Raw genomic sequence first — 13,890 nt, forward strand, 5'->3', positions numbered from 1 at the left:
AGATTTCCCAATTAGTAAGACCCCTTGAAGACGACGAGGTTGATAGGTTCGGGGTGGAAGCACAGCAATGTGTGGAGCTGACGAATACTAATCGGTCGAGGGCTTATCCTACAACGTTTCCGAAGGAAACGTACTTCGGAAGCATAAACAATTAATACCCCACAAAGTGAAGCAAATGCTTTGGAGTTAAATCCGAGTACTTTGCGGGGACCCCGGTGTGAAACCGGAAAACTTAAGGAACTCAAACTTTCGCATCCAGTTTTCAAGGCGCAAATATACTTTTATGCCGGTGTAGCTCAGTTGGTAGAGCAACTGACTTGTAATCAGTAGGTCGTGGGTTCGACTCCTATCGCCGGCACCATTTACGAATGTTAATCCGATCATTTATGATCGGATTTTTTTGTTGTATCTTATATTTAGAATTTAGTTATGCCCTACAGGAGGTACATATGCCGAAGTTTAAAGTTACTAAGACGTCGAAGAGAGAAACTGACTTTATATTGTATGGAAATTCATTAGAGGGGCAAATCAAAAAAGGTATGGAGATTTATGTCCCCCTAAATAATTTTTTGCAATTGACCGGTGTTATCACGGAAATAAAACATGACAATCAGCAAGTCGTAATAGCAGTTGAATGTTCTGATATAAAAGAGGCAGATTTTTGGGAAACGTTGAATTTGAAAGACGAAGTACTATTAATTAAATAGTTGATGAAAGTATATTCGTTCATAAAAACAGCGGACGCTTGGCTAAGCGTGCCGCTGTTTTTATGTTACACTTCGATATTGGCTGCGATGCTATCCTCACGGCCATACTCACGGATTAGCGCTGCTACAGCTTGGTGATGCGGGTTAGGGCCATATGCCTCCAATGCGGCTTTATCTTCGAATCTGACGCGAAGGACCAGCTGGTAACCTTTGTTGTTATCCGAGAAATTAATGCCGGCATTTACTTCAATAACACCAGTCAGATGTTCTTTCAGCGCCTTGAAGCGATCTACGATCTCCTGGAGCTGTTCATTGGTTGTTTGCTCGCCGAATTTTACTAAAATAGTACGATCAATCATGTTGTAACCTCTCTTCTTCAAAATCTCTAACCTAATGCAATATAGCATGAAATGGGAACGTATTTCTAGTTTTTCATGAATAAAGTTCCTTAGGCGGCAGCCGCAGTCTTTGATTTGAGCTGGGAAGCATACGCCTTCAGGCGATCTCGCGATACCACCATCTTTTTCACGGCCGTGCGATTTGGCTTAAGTGCAACTGTCGGTCCCTCTATCTGATCAGGAATGTAATAGACAGAACCAATTTGCGGGAGGATCTCTGAAATTACTTCGAGCATATAACGATATACCTCTTGATCATCGGGCGTGGGGGATGGGTTAAGATGCAGTTGTTTATTCAAATACTCCGTTATCGCTCTTAGATCATTTGCAAGAGGTACCATCAGGTTTGTTCCTTCTTTCTGATCAACTAGGTAAGAATAGGCGCTGACACTGATTAGTTTCTCATTAATTTGATTTAATCGTTCTACACTTATTTCTTCAGGAGGATATTTAGCAATCTCATCATAATTAGACCATATTTGATAAATGGCGCTGCCAAGCATACCTTGCAAGCCTGATTTCATCTTCTTGGCCTTTTGATGCTCCTGATTCCAAAATATGAAGCCTCCGATTAGAATAATAAAAGCAATAAGCAAGGTTAGTTTACTCGAATTTATAATGGTGAACACTCCTTTTTCTTCCAATTCGGGTTACACAAAGAGTATATCATTATAGATTGTCCAAACCTAATAGATTGAAGTTTTACGTGCATGGTTCATAGACATATGTTAATCTTGTTTTTACTGGAAAAATGTTGAAGATGAAGTTGATCACTTCCCAAAGGAGCGGATGGGTATGAAATGGAGAGGGCTGCAGAGTATCTTGTTTATTGCAGCATTTGTAGTTTCTTTAATCCCGTTGCTTTACCTAATAGAAGAAGATAAGAATAATGCTTATCTTAGCGGATTAATGTTCCTAGCCATTGTTTTTTGCTTTCTGGGAGTAGGCAGTACGGTTACCTATTATATGATTAAACTTAGGGAACTGAAAAGGAGATGATCAACCTGGCTAATCATGTTTGCATCATTACGGGAGTATCCAGCGGACTTGGCGCGGAACTCGCTAAAAGGCTTTTAGAAAAAGGGAACACGGTTATTGGCCTATCCCGAACGGATAATGAGGAAATCGGTCGAAATACACTAGACGGAAAATACTTCTTTTACCCCGTTGATCTCACTCTAGTAGAGAGCCTTACAACTGTACTACAAGATCTTATTTCGGCTATCGATCAACATGATTTGAAATCAATAACTCTAATAAATAATGCGGCTTCAGTCACTCCGTTAAGAGACATACAATTTTGCACGGATGAGGAAATTCTGAAAAATATACAGCTTAACATTACAGCTCCGATGCTGCTTACGTCGGCTTTTATTCGGCTAACCTCAGATTGGCAAGTTGTAAGAAAGATCGTAAATATTTCATCCGGCTCCGGAAAGTACCCTGCACCAAACATGAGTCTCTATTGCTCAGCAAAAGCCGCGATAAATATGTTCTCCCGATGTATAGGTATGGAACAAAAGCAGGGTCAGCAGGTTAATGAAGTTCAGGTATACGCGGTTGATCCGGGAATGATGGATACACCGATGCAGCAGACAGCTCGTGAGTCGGATATGGCGTTAGCCGGTTATTTTGCCGCACAGAAGGCTGAAGGAAATTTAATAGACCCAGCTCGCGTTGCGAGACAAATCATTAGTCTAATAAGCACTTCTGTCTCCGTTAATGGTGGTCTATTTCAAGCATGTGAATTGGAGGAGTGATCAGATTGAGCAGCAAGAATAAGGTGAGGGACAGCTGGAACGAGTGGTCAGATACCTGGTATTTAAAATATAGAACAGAAAAGGCGATATCAAAAGTCATATCGGCTCCGGCATCCGCTTTTCATCCTACAACATACGGCATGATTAGAGAAGCCTTCCCAGATTTAACAGGAAAACGTGTGTTGGTTCCTTCGAGTGGAGATAATCATGCGGTGTTTGCGTTTCATCTACTGGGTGCAACAGTCACTTCCTGCGATATTTCGGATAAACAAATAGAAAACGCTTCCATCATTGCCAAGCATCATGGCTGGGATATCGAATTTATTTGTGAGGATACGATGACTTTATCCCAACTTCCAAGCGATGAGTATGATTTGGTCTACACGTCGAATGGGGTTCACGTTTGGATTTATGATTTAAAATCCATGTACAATAATGTCAGTAGAGTTCTGAAGAGCAGCGGAATCTATATCATGTACGATATTCATCCTTTCATGCGGCCCTTTGGAATCAAGGCAAAGGAAGCACTTACGATAAATAAGCCTTATCACCTAACGGGTCCTTTTGGAGAAGTGCCTACATTTAAATGGCGAATACAGGATATTTTGAATGCTGTAGTTAGCTCTAGTCTACATATCAAGCAAATTGAAGAGATGTATGCGGAGAATGGCTGTTTCTGGGTGGATGATTCAGAGAACGAAGGCGATAACTTAACCGCTGAAGAGGTGGAGAGCTATTCCAATTGGCGTGAAAATCCTTCAGCTGCACTTCCTCAATGGCTCTCGGTCAAAGCTGTTAAATATACAAAAGAATAGAGTTGATCAGTCATGCTAAAACCATTGTTTGGTGTATGGCCAACGGACAAACGGATTGCAGGAATTCATAGCATACCTGTTACCTCAGATGGTTCCATCGTTATGGTGTGGGACAAATACGAGCAAAACCTGACAACGGTCGGAGGCAGAGTTGAGGGAGACGAGGACCTCATTGCTGCGCTTGACCGCGAGACGGTAGAAGAAGCAGGCTTGTTATTAGAAGACGAGAGAATTCCTGTAGCAGCATGGTATTGGGAGAGCACCCATACGTATACGGTATTTGTAGTCGCCAAAGTGAAGCAATACGTTGAAATCCCGGATGGTTTTGAAACAACAGGAAGAGTAACGATGAACATAGAAACAGCCAAACAAATGATAATTAAAATGGAAGGCGAAGGGATGCGTACGGATTTGCTTAAGATCGTAGAGTTGAAGTTTTCGAATTTCTTCAATTGACCGCAACTTCTAGAAGCTAGGTTATACGTTTCCGCTCAGAAACCGCATGATTTGTTGTTTATGGTGGGTGTCATGTTCTGTAAATTCCTTAATGATATAAATTAGAGAATAATGAGCTCCAGTTCTAGGACAATCAGATACACCATTAACAGTTAATCGCCTATTTAACCTTTCAATGGTCATTTCATGAAGCAATTTTACTAATAGATGTCTTGTAGCTACTGTTTCATCGATAAGTTTCGATTTAGAGACACCTGATTGTATATAATCGGAAGCCCGTTTGTTGAAGGTATCATAATCAGGGAAACTTACTTCATTGCCGATTTGAACAGCGGGAAGTATTTCGGATATAAGGTATCTATCCCAATTAAAAAGATGCGCAATGATCTCGCTGATTGACCATTTGTTATCCGCAATTGGTGCAAACCATAACTTTTCATTCGTATTTTCCAATGAGCGGATCCAACTAGAGAAATAGTTAAATGAATGAAGAATCTCATTCTGCGTCATCTCCATACCTCCACTAATATTTTAGAAAAGCATATCACAATCCAGACAAAATGCAAACACTTGTTCTCGTTTTATTTCTGTGTTATGATTTGGATAATAAAGGTAAAGATTGATCCTGTATCGAATTACCAGATTGAATATCTATTATTGGAGGAGATCTGAGGATGAGTTTAAAAGTTGGACCGTATGATCTGCAGCAATCTGATATTTCAGGAGCGAAGTGGCTGGAGGTTCGCGCGGAAGAGCTGGTAATCGATAATGTCAGCCTGGCCAGAACTTCGATAAATAACGTAAATATGAATGCCATGAAGTTGAACGATGTTAATATGAGCGAAATTCAAATTACGGATGCAAACATGACGGGGGTAAGCATTAGGCTTGCGAATATGAGTCACGCCAGCATTGATCATGTCTATCTGATCGGCACCCAATTTACGAATGTCGTTCTGCCGAAGGAAGGCGAGCCGCAATACAAACCCGACGGTCAGTATGAACCAACAACTTTCAAGAACTGCAACCTTTCGACCACCCTTTTTAACAATTGTGATTTATCCAATGTTAATATCGACAATTGCAATATTGCCGGTCTCCGAATCAACGGAATTCTGATATCGGATCTGCTTAGGGATCAGTAAATCTATCATCCTGAACGGGAGGTCGGAACTCATGAGCGAGCAAGTCCTTGAAGATGAGCAGCGCAAATCCAGAGTTAAACTGGGCAAGACCATTCAGGTTCGATTAGTATCGGATCTGGCAAAGTCACAAGCTTATTACCGCGACTGTTTAGGGTTTTCCATTGACGATTGGGGACATGCGGAGCGTGACGAGGTTTGTTTTATCCTTCAACAGGCCGTTTCCGAAGAGGACGTTAAACCAAATGCCGTCTCTGCCAAGCGTAACAGCTATCCAACGGAATGGGACGGCCCAGATTATGGATGGGATACTTACATTCATATTGGCTGGGAAGAATTCGATGAATATGTGGAAGAGGTACGCGACAGAGGCGGGATTATCTGGATTGAACCTTTTACTGGCGAACATGGCGGCTGGGAATTTAAGAATGTCCATATTCATGATCTTGATCGTTACAATATTGTTCTTGGCGCAATGCGAAGAAAGGCGTAGCCTTATAATTCCATGATAAGAAAACAGGATGCTTGTGAATCCTATCTCGAATAAAATCAATGGTATCTTTATCCCAGTAAGCAATGTTCAAAATGCCCGCGACTGGTATTGCGATATTCTAGGTCTTCCTGCAGATGGCGAGATTTATTTCGGACATATTTATGTCTTGCCGTTGGAAGGGCCAAGCATTGTGTTGGACAGCAAAATTTACTCGACTGAAAACTTGTATACGGCACCGGCATTTCAATTTCATACGGCAGACATTGAACAGGCCTATGCTTTTATGCAGGAGAAGAAGGTTGAGCTGATTATGGAAATCCAGAATGGTCACTGGTTTAATTCTAATACCAAAAAAGGGGGTATACGATAATGAACTTTGGACAGCTGGTACCGATTCTTCGTATATTTGACGAGGCGAAAGCTAGGGAATTTTATTTGGACTTTCTAGGCTTCGACGTAGATTGGGAGCATCGCTTTGAATCCGATATGCCTATATATATGCAGATCTCAAAGGGGGGAATCAGACTACATCTTAGTGAACATCATGGAGACTGCAGCCCGGGCTCGGCTATTCGTATCGAAATGACCGGGATAAGGGAATTACATAAGGATTTATTGGATAAGAAATATAAATACGCAAGGCCCGGACTGGAAGAAACGCCGTGGAACACGCTGGAGTGCAGAATCGGCGACCCATTCGGGAACCGGATTGTCTTCAGTGAACCAACATTAGACAAGTAGGAGGAGCTGAACATAAGAATACTTCTAGGCATTGTACTGCTAATCGTATTCCTGCTGGTCACTTTCTTTGGACTTGGACCCGTGTTATTTGCGGATGGGAGCATGACGGAGAGAATGATTACATTAGGGATTGTCATCCTTATTTATGCTGTGATTGCGGTCGCTGCCTACTTCGTATTCCGGAAGAAGCGATAACTTGCTTAATCCGCCGTACAAGCTTACTCCAAAACCTGTCATATTTCTCCTTATTTCCCGCATACGAATAGTGAGTTGATGTAACGTGCTGGGAAAGGGGACCAGATGCGAATGGACTGGATCAATGACCAGATTATCCGATTGGCGCAATCTTCACTGCCTCCGGGGGCGGAACTCGTCATGATGGAGGATCCACCTAACGAATATGCGATTTATACCCAGGATTTAAGCGGGGATGGCGTACCGGAGCTAACGGTTGTGTATCGCTGGCAAGATGAGCTTTATGTCCATATTTTGCAATACCGCCATGTTGGTTGGACGATCGCGGCAGCCGCGAAAGGCGAAGGTTACGGTGTTGCGGAGCTGACCGCTTTTCCCGTAACGAGCCGGATGGTTAATAATCTTATTATTAATTGGCGGACTGCGGAAGAACAAACGAAACGAGCTGTCTACGAATGGAGTCCTGTAGGCTTCCGAAATATTGTACCCGATGATCGGTCTTTGGAGACTAGAGCGATATCTCTCTATCCGGGATCCGAAAAAACAACAAGCGGAACCAGATGGGGCTATATTAACGGAATTGGCACGATGGTAATACCCCCTCGCTTTGACCGTGCAGAGGATTTTCAGACGAATGGGCTTGCTATTGTAAGCGCGGATAATGGCAATGGCTTAATTAACACAACAGGAGCATATTTTGTCAGACCCGTTTATAGCTTTATTGCTCCTTTTTCGGAAGGAAGAGCGGTTGTTATTGACGACCAGGGCAAATACAAGCTGCTTAATGATTCAGGAGCTATTGTGACAAGCAATGGTTATTCCTATATGGCAGATATGCATGATGGAAGAGCGATGGTAAACAACCAGCTTGAAGGCGGCAAAACCGTCTACGGCTATATTGACCGGTCAGGTAAAGAGGTTATACCGCTTCGTTATGATGATGCTACCGATTTTTCCGATAGACATGCGGTCGTAAAAATAAAAGACAATGTTTATGCCTTAATTCGGCATGACGGTTCAAAGGAAGCGGAGTATCATTTTCCTTTTGTAGGAGTTCTGGGGGATGGATTATTGCCATTCCAACAGACGGCGAATGGGAAATATGGCTATATCAACGAAAAAGGCACGGTAAAAATTCAGCCGACCTATTCGATGGCGTTTCCGTTCCAGAATGGCCGGGCAATCGTTAATAATGCGGAGGATTTTGGCGCGGAATACGGCGTAATTGATACAAAAGGAAATCTTGTCATACAGACGATCTATAACGATATCATGGCGATTGGCCAGCAGCGATATGCAGTTGGGAAAGCGATTAATCCGGATCAATCGTTCCTTGGCTCGATGTATGCGATTTTCGATTCCGATGGCAAACGACTGACCGACTTTGTCTATACCGACGTGCAGCCCTATCGAAAAGGACTCGCTTCCGCCAGCAACGGGAACACGACCTTCTTCATTAACACCAGCGGTAATCCGGCCCCAGGGTATCCGCAGTTCCAGGGGAGCGGTACCTTGAAACTCGAGGATGATCTGATTCAAGTCAATATTGATCAGAGGATTAAATATGCCAACCGGAACGGACGAATCGTGTGGGAGCCTAACACGGTTATTCCGCTTCGCCTGCCTTATCTGGTCAGGGAGCATAAGTATAAGCCGAATAAGGATTATGTCGTCTATTATCCGGCTGTGGAAGGGATCGCCGATCATGCCGCGCAAGAGCGGTTGAACGAAACGCTTAAGGTCATGTCCCAGGTTAAGCCGATCCCTGGCGATGAACTGCTTGGCTATACGTACAGCGGGGATTTCGAAGTGACGTTGTTCAAGAAAAATCTGCTGGAGATTGAAATGACGGGGTATAATTACCCGGCCGGGGCAGCACATGGCATGCCAACGAAGGTCTATGCCCATATCGATGTGTCGAATGGCGATATGTATACGCTGAAGGACTTGTTCAAGCCGGGCAGTGACTATGTGAAAGTGCTGAGCGATATCGTAGGGGAACAGATCAAAACGGACCCTCAGTATGATTATGTTTTTCCGGATACGTATAAAGGCATCAAACCGAATCAACCGTTTTTCGTAACGCAGGATGCGCTGCATTTGTATTTTGAGCCTTATGAGATTGCGCCTTATGCTGCAGGTTTTCCCGAGTTCAGAATTCCTTACTCTCAGATTATGAACATCATTGATGTGAGAGGCGATTTCTGGCGTTCGTTTCATCCATGATGGCCGTTCACGAGTGCAAGGGCTACCCACAGTAAATGGTACATGTTAACGAATAGGTAGAGCAGGAACAGGATGACTGCCGAATAACGGATCCATAAGCGGGCACTTAGCTGAGGATAAATTAGCAAGAAAAGTACGGGAAACATCAGCTTAACGCCGTAATAAGCAATGAAGTGCCAATTATACAGCCAAGATACAAATGGATTCAACTCGGTTATAAGCTTTAATCTGATTCCGATATCGGTAAATACGGCATCGGTCAGACTGAAGAAAAGCAGCCATAGCAGCAGGCCTCTTATCGGCAAACGAAGGATGACAGACATTCCAGCACATCACATCCCATTAGTGGAAGAGTGTTATAGAATTATGATACATTTTGTATCTAAAATAAGCAAGCTGGCGCATGAAAGACTCCTTTTCCTGAAGGTGCTTTTATGCGCTGTTTTCGTTTTGGCGATTGCCCGGTTGTGCTGATATAATATAGTGGTAAAGCAAATGTGCCCGACTATATTCAGATGGAGCTGAAAGTCATGCAGAGCTCGTCATTATCTTCTTTTCATCCATCCCTTGCGGAATGGTTTGGGGCGTCGTTCGGCGAGCCGACCGACGTGCAAAAACAAGCTTGGAAAGCGATTACAGCAGGCGACAATACGCTGATTGCCGCTCCGACAGGCTCGGGCAAAACATTAGCGGCCGTTCTTCCATGTCTCGATGGGATTGCCCGAATGAAGCAGCAGCAGCGTCAGGCAGGCGTGAGGCTGCTCTATATTACGCCTCTTAAGGCGCTTAATAACGATATCCATGATCATTTGGTTGCTTTTATCGATCAGATTGATAAGCTTGCCGCTTCATCGGATACCAGCTGGCCGGGACTCCGAAGCGGCGTTCGGACAGGGGATACGACCAGCTCTGTTCGATCCGCTATGTATCGGAAACCGCCGGATATTCTGGTCACTACGCCGGAATCCATGTACATTCTTCTGACTTCCGAGAAAGGGAGGGAGATGCTGAAGACGGTTTCCTACGCGATTATTGATGAGATTCACGATCTTGCAGCGGATAAAAGAGGCTCGCACCTTTCCGTATCGCTTGAACGGTTGGAAGAGTTATGCGGAAGACGAATTCAACGAATCGGGGTATCGGCTACGCAGAAGCCGCTTGTGCGCGTGGCAAGATTTCTTGGCGGCTGGCAGGAACCGTCAGACAGTAGGCTGGATGAGAGACAAGCGACGGACAGTGAAGGATTCGTTCATCCGCTGGGATTAGTGCCGCGTCCGGTAACGATTGTAGAAAGCCATATGAGCAAAAAGCTTGAAATATCGTTAACGATGCCTGATCAATCGCAGCCCATGCAGACCCGCGATGCGGTATGGCTCCCGATTCTGGACAGGCTGTTTGCGCTGATGTCCGATTGCCGTTCGGTCATTATTTTCGTGAACAGCCGAAGGTTATGCGAGCGTCTATGCCTACGGCTGAATGATCATGCCGGCTACGAGATGGCGAGAGCCCATCACGGCAGTATTGCCAAGGAGCGGCGGCTTGAAGTAGAGAGGATGCTGAAGGCAGGCGAGCTGCGCTGCATTGTGGCTACCTCCTCGCTTGAGCTTGGCATTGACGTGGGGCATATCGAGCTGGTTATCCAGCTCGATTCCCCGATTGAAGCCGCATCCGGCATTCAGCGGATCGGCCGTGCGGGCCACGCCGTCGGCAGCGCCAGCCGCGGCGCGATGGTTGCCCGGCAGCGGGGCGTGCTGCCGGAGATGGCCGTGCTCGGCAAGTTAATTGCCGAGCGCGATATTGAGCCGATCCGGATCCCGCGGGATCGGCTGGATGTCCTGTCGCAGCAGACGATATCCATCGTTGCTGCGCAGGACATGGCGGTGGGCGATCTGCACAGGCTGATCGCCCGAAGCGACAGCTACCGAAGCTTTCCCGCTGGCAAGCTTCGGGGCATGCTGCAGGTACTGGCCGGGTTTTACCCGTTTATGCGGCCGCTCCTGGATTGGAACCGGGACACGGATCAACTCGTGAAACGGCGGAATACGATGATTGGCGCCTTGACCGGCGCGGGAACGATTCCGTCGAGCTCGGCGTATCCGGTACATCATGTGGACAGCCGGGTTCATCTTGGCGAGCTTGACGAAGAATTTGTTCAGGAGAGCCGCGTAGGGGACGTATTTCAGCTTGGAATGAACGGCTGGATGATACGTAGAATCGACAAGGACCGCGTCTATGTTTCCGAGGCGGGCAACCGCTTTAGCGAAATACCGTTTTGGCGTGCTGAAGGACTTGGGCGGACTTATTCGCTTGGCAAGAAAGTCGGGGCTTTTATCGCGGAGATTGAAGAGCGTCTTCAACGGGAAGACGAAAATCAGCTGATCAGCTGGCTGTCCGGGCAATATCAGATGGATGATTATACGGCACAGCAGCTACTGTCGCTAATCGGTTCCCAATTATCCAACTGTGAGCTTCCGACAGATAAACGCATCGTCCTTGAAACCTACCGGGATCTGATGAATCAGACGCATGTTATTATGCATAATCCGTTTGGCAGACGGCTTAATCGGACCTGGCTTCTGGCGATTGAGCGACAGTTCGAGCTGCTTCTGCCTTACCGGCTCTATGGCAATGCCAAAGACAACGGCATCGAATTCGTGCTGCCGGAATGGGATTCCTCCTGGCTGCAGACCATCTGGGGGGTTACGCCGGCTAACGTAGAGCCGCTGCTTACCGAAGCGATTACAGGCTCGCCTCTGCTCGCGATTGCCTTCCGTCATATTGCCGAAACCTCGCTGCTGTTATCCCGCAGCTTCGGCAGGACGCCGCTGTGGCAGAAGCGGCTGAGGAGCGAGGAGTTGCTTCGCTCCGCCTTGCCGTATGCCGAGCATTTTCCTTATTTGACGGAAGCGATGAAGGCATGCCTACACGAGTATTTATCTTTGGATGATCTTCGCGCCTTGTTAACTGACATTCAGAATGGAGAGATTGAGGTTGTGGTCAAGGAGACGGAATATCCGTCCCCGATGGCTACCCAATTCCTGGCCGATTACGTAAATATGCGGATTTACGAAGGTGACGGGCTGGATCCGGCCATTCAAATGCAGCTGATGAATGTAAGCAAGGAGATGGCAGGGCGTTTGTTCGGCGAGCAGGCTATCCGCAGCGCAATTCCCGAACAGGTACTGGAAGCGGAACGGCAAAGGCTGTCCGAGCCGGAGCTGGAGCTCCGCGAGTCTAGCGATATTATCCGTCTGTTGAAGCATCGAGGCGATATGGCTTCGGACGAGATCATTCAGCTGTCGGACACAAGGGCTCTGGAATGGGCGGAACAGCTCCAGCATACCGGGGAACTAGCCGTCTACAAGCCATCGCAAGATACGCCGGAAGAGGAGTACAGGTGGATTTGCCGCGATGAAATAGAAATCTACGAAGCTTTTCCGGAGTCGGATGAAGCTGCTTCCTTTATTATCCGCCGGTATGCCGACAACAGGATCGCTTTCACAGAGCTTGAGTTATGCGAGCGTTATCCGAAGCTGCCGCTTGTTGAAGCGAAGAGATTGATCGATAAACTGCGTGAGGAAGGCAGCCTCGATCAAGCGCCTTTTGCCGCTTCGCCGGAGGAGCGGATCTGGTCGAGCCGGCGCGCGGCGGAGCGCATGATCCGGCTGTCGATCGGGGAAGCCCGCAAGCAGGTGCAGCCGGCCTCTCCAATCCGCTGGTGCGCGCAGATTGCGCTTCGCCAACATGCGCTCCAAGGCGCGCAGCTTCGCGGCAGCGAAGGTCTCAAGCTTGTCATCGAGCGTCTGCAAGGCATTTTTCTGCCGCTATCGCATTGGGAGTCGGCTATCTTCCCGTCCCGCGTAACGGATTACCGGAAGGATGAGCTTGATCTGCTGTGCGCAACGGGAGAAGTAATCTGGATTGGCAAAAAGCAACCGGAGGAAAAGGAAGGGAAAGTAGCCTTCTTCCTTGCAAGCAGCCGTTCGATCTATGAGCCTTATCTGGCCGAGAGCAGAGAGAAAGCCGTTTCGCATCCGGAGCTGCTTGAGCTGTTGAAGCGGAGCGGGGCTAGCTTCCTTACCCGGCTGGCTAGAGACACCGGGAAGCTTCCGACGGAGGTTTTAACGGCTCTATTGGACCTCGCTTGGGAAGGTCATGCTTCCAATGACCAGTTTGCCCCCCTACGGTTATTAACGCTGAAGAAGGGCAAGGATTGGGCAAAAACCGGGTCGGGACTTGGCAGATGGTACTGGACAGGCAGTCTGGCTGAGTCTTCCGAGGATGCAGGGGAATCCGGCCATACATCTCCGGACACGGACCCTCCCGAGATGTATTGGATCCGCCATTTGCTGGATACGTACGGGATTGTTACCAAGGAGCTGGCTGCCTCGGTAACGCCTTACAGCTGGGATCGTCTTCAGCCGGTACTTCGAAAGCTCGAGGAATGGGGCACGTTGACGCGCGGTTTGTTTATCGACGGAGCGATAACGATGCAGTTTACGACGCCGGAGATCGCCGAGCTTATTCGAAAGCCGTTTCCTTCAGGAAACTCGGCAAAAGAATCGCTTACGCTGCTGTCGGCGGTGGATCCTGCTAATCCGTTTGGCCTGCTGATGGAGTGGCCGGGGGGTTACGATTGCTCCTTTGCCAGGAAACCCGGGCATTTCCTCGTTCTACGGGGAGATCAATGGCTGTACTGGATGGAAAACAACGGCAAACGGATCCATACGATGGAACAGCAGGAATCAGCTAATCAACCGTCGGCAGAGGAACTGAAGTGGATGTTTATGACGCTGCTGCGCCGCCAGCATCTCTCGAAGATTGTGGTGGAACGCTGGAACGGCGAAACGGTAGCGCTGACGGATGAAGGGAAGCTGCTGAAGGAGATTGGGGCGGAGAGCGATCAGAAATCGCTCGTATTATGGCAAAGCCAACTGAAATAGATGTGCTTTCGAAT

The 13,890-nt window shown here is 47.0% G+C and carries 15 protein-coding genes, 1 tRNA gene and 1 rRNA gene; 13 read left to right on the forward strand and 4 right to left on the reverse strand.

What is annotated here, in order from left to right:
* The 3 genes from WFJ73_RS10995 to WFJ73_RS11005 all read left to right on the forward strand — a co-directional run.
* Positions 1-111: ribosomal RNA gene (locus WFJ73_RS10995) — 23S ribosomal RNA — on the forward strand; the annotation flags it as partial.
* A gap of 174 nt (positions 112-285) precedes the next feature.
* Positions 286-361: transfer RNA gene (locus WFJ73_RS11000), tRNA-Thr, on the forward strand.
* 88 nt (positions 362-449) lie between these two features.
* Positions 450-707, forward strand: a complete 258-nt coding sequence (locus WFJ73_RS11005; RefSeq protein ID WP_336773100.1) for a hypothetical protein — start codon at positions 450-452, stop codon at positions 705-707.
* A 65-nt stretch (positions 708-772) separates the two neighbouring features.
* On the opposite strand, the gene WFJ73_RS11010 is transcribed toward WFJ73_RS11005, so the two are convergent.
* Both WFJ73_RS11010 and WFJ73_RS11015 read right to left on the reverse strand, forming a co-directional pair.
* Entirely contained in the window at positions 773-1,066 is a 294-nt protein-coding gene (locus WFJ73_RS11010) for a Dabb family protein (protein WP_336773101.1), read from the reverse strand.
* 89 nt (positions 1,067-1,155) lie between these two features.
* Positions 1,156-1,629: a hypothetical protein gene (locus tag WFJ73_RS11015; protein ID WP_336773102.1), complete on the reverse strand. Its 474-nt coding sequence runs from the start codon at positions 1,627-1,629 to the stop codon at positions 1,156-1,158.
* Between the two features lie 471 nt (positions 1,630-2,100).
* Here WFJ73_RS11015 and WFJ73_RS11020 point away from each other — a divergent pair, with 471 nt between their 5' ends.
* The 3 genes from WFJ73_RS11020 to WFJ73_RS11030 are packed head-to-tail and all read left to right on the forward strand — an operon-like array spanning position 2,101 to position 4,136.
* Positions 2,101-2,865, forward strand: a complete 765-nt coding sequence (locus WFJ73_RS11020; protein WP_336773103.1) for an SDR family NAD(P)-dependent oxidoreductase — start codon at positions 2,101-2,103, stop codon at positions 2,863-2,865.
* Complete coding sequence (locus WFJ73_RS11025; protein ID WP_336773104.1) at positions 2,862-3,680, forward strand: class I SAM-dependent methyltransferase; 819 nt, start codon at positions 2,862-2,864, stop codon at positions 3,678-3,680. Before WFJ73_RS11020 ends, WFJ73_RS11025 begins: the two co-directional genes overlap by 4 nt.
* A gap of 12 nt (positions 3,681-3,692) precedes the next feature.
* Positions 3,693-4,136 carry an NUDIX hydrolase gene (locus WFJ73_RS11030; RefSeq protein ID WP_336773105.1) on the forward strand — a complete coding sequence of 148 codons (444 nt, stop codon included), beginning with the start codon at positions 3,693-3,695 and terminating at the stop codon, positions 4,134-4,136.
* Between the two features lie 21 nt (positions 4,137-4,157).
* On the opposite strand, the gene WFJ73_RS11035 is transcribed toward WFJ73_RS11030, so the two are convergent.
* Positions 4,158-4,646 (reverse strand): DinB family protein, encoded by a 489-nt coding sequence (locus WFJ73_RS11035; protein WP_336773106.1) that lies wholly within the window; start codon positions 4,644-4,646, stop codon positions 4,158-4,160.
* A 164-nt stretch (positions 4,647-4,810) separates the two neighbouring features.
* Between WFJ73_RS11035 and WFJ73_RS11040 the strand changes: the two genes are divergently transcribed.
* From WFJ73_RS11040 to WFJ73_RS11060, 6 genes are all read left to right on the forward strand, one after another.
* The gene (locus tag WFJ73_RS11040; RefSeq protein ID WP_336773107.1) at positions 4,811-5,281 is read left to right on the forward strand and encodes a pentapeptide repeat-containing protein; all 471 of its coding nucleotides are present in this window, start codon (positions 4,811-4,813) and stop codon (positions 5,279-5,281) included.
* Positions 5,282-5,312: 31 nt separating this feature from the next.
* Positions 5,313-5,771, forward strand: coding sequence for a VOC family protein (locus tag WFJ73_RS11045; protein WP_336773108.1), 459 nt, complete (start codon positions 5,313-5,315; stop codon positions 5,769-5,771).
* A gap of 34 nt (positions 5,772-5,805) precedes the next feature.
* Positions 5,806-6,141 carry a VOC family protein gene (locus tag WFJ73_RS11050; RefSeq protein WP_336773109.1) on the forward strand — a complete coding sequence of 112 codons (336 nt, stop codon included), beginning with the start codon at positions 5,806-5,808 and terminating at the stop codon, positions 6,139-6,141.
* Positions 6,141-6,512 carry a glyoxalase superfamily protein gene (locus WFJ73_RS11055; protein ID WP_336773110.1) on the forward strand — a complete coding sequence of 124 codons (372 nt, stop codon included), beginning with the start codon at positions 6,141-6,143 and terminating at the stop codon, positions 6,510-6,512. The genes WFJ73_RS11050 and WFJ73_RS11055 overlap by 1 nt, the downstream gene beginning before the upstream one ends.
* 54 nt (positions 6,513-6,566) lie before the next feature.
* On the forward strand, positions 6,567-6,707 hold the full coding sequence (locus WFJ73_RS33370; protein ID WP_442955945.1) for a DUF6954 family protein: 141 nt from the start codon (positions 6,567-6,569) through the stop codon (positions 6,705-6,707).
* A 111-nt stretch (positions 6,708-6,818) separates the two neighbouring features.
* Positions 6,819-8,933, forward strand: coding sequence for a WG repeat-containing protein (locus tag WFJ73_RS11060; RefSeq protein WP_336773111.1), 2,115 nt, complete (start codon positions 6,819-6,821; stop codon positions 8,931-8,933).
* On the opposite strand, the gene WFJ73_RS11065 is transcribed toward WFJ73_RS11060, so the two are convergent.
* Positions 8,924-9,256 carry a DUF5658 family protein gene (locus WFJ73_RS11065; RefSeq protein WP_336773112.1) on the reverse strand — a complete coding sequence of 111 codons (333 nt, stop codon included), beginning with the start codon at positions 9,254-9,256 and terminating at the stop codon, positions 8,924-8,926. The two genes, WFJ73_RS11060 and WFJ73_RS11065, sit on opposite strands and share 10 nt — an antisense overlap.
* A gap of 207 nt (positions 9,257-9,463) precedes the next feature.
* Here WFJ73_RS11065 and WFJ73_RS11070 point away from each other — a divergent pair, with 207 nt between their 5' ends.
* Complete coding sequence (locus tag WFJ73_RS11070; protein ID WP_336773113.1) at positions 9,464-13,876, forward strand: DEAD/DEAH box helicase; 4,413 nt, start codon at positions 9,464-9,466, stop codon at positions 13,874-13,876.
* Positions 13,877-13,890: the final 14 nt, after the last annotated feature.

The organism is Paenibacillus sp. MMO-58 (genome assembly GCF_037146255.1).
Lineage (GTDB): Bacteria > Bacillota > Bacilli > Paenibacillales > Paenibacillaceae > Pristimantibacillus.